Consider the following 890-nt stretch of genomic DNA (forward strand, 5'->3'; position numbering starts at 1 on the left):
TGCCACGATAGCGTTTATCCGGCAGGACATTCCACGTCCGATAGTCGAAATCCGCTGCGCGGAGCACTTTCGGAATATCGCCGAGGATCTTCTTCGCCACTTCCAATTCCCGAAGCGCCTCTTCTTTATCCTGATACATGAATTCATCCGAAGCGGCATCCGGCGCCTGTTTCACTTTTTCCTCCAGATCCTGGATGACCATCTGCTGCTGTGTCTGCAATGAATCCCTCGCGTCCATCACCCACTCCGGCTGCATGCCCCGGTTCGTGTCGCCGACGCTCGTATATTCGTCGAAAACCTCCCGGTAAATCCGGTCAGCATTCGCACGAACGTCCAAATTGACCGCTTCCAAATCGTCATTCGTCAGGTCGTCCACCGACAAAGGCGATTTTCGTTTCCGTCCCCCAAGCCTCGTCCGTTCCAAATAGAACGGGAACATGCTTTTTATGACCTTGCCAACTGGCGAGATAGCGCTCTCAAATTCATCGAGCCCTTTCGGCTGCACGCCTTGGATTGCGATCCGCGCAGATTCCGGACGGACGATTTCCTTCGGCGGCATGATGCCGTGTCGAAGCATTTCTCGGATGCCCGTACCGGAAATATTGATCCTGTATTGACTATCATGCGGGCAGGACTGCTCTGTCGCAGGGCTGTCGCAACGTGTGCAGTAGAACACTTCATGGAAAAGCCGTACGTCGATCCCGAGCTCCTCCGGTTTGAACTGGTCAAAAATGCTATGGCTTGCATACTTATCGTAATAATCGCCGATTCCCGCATGATCCCGGCCGATGAGCGCATGTGTGCACCCGTAGTTCTTCATGATCAATGCATGCAGCACCGTCTCCCGTGGACCGGCAAAAATATACGTCACCCGGAGTGGCGCGAGGATG

Annotated in this window: 1 pseudogene; it reads right to left on the bottom strand. The window is 54.2% G+C overall.

The annotated features are described in order from the left end of the window. Window positions 1-890 (bottom strand): annotated as a pseudogene (locus tag AWV70_RS21980) (sulfate adenylyltransferase); the annotation flags it as partial.

Origin of the sequence: Sporosarcina koreensis, from assembly GCF_001531445.1 — a bacterium.
GTDB classification, from domain to species: Bacteria; Bacillota; Bacilli; order Bacillales_A; family Planococcaceae; genus Sporosarcina; species Sporosarcina koreensis_C.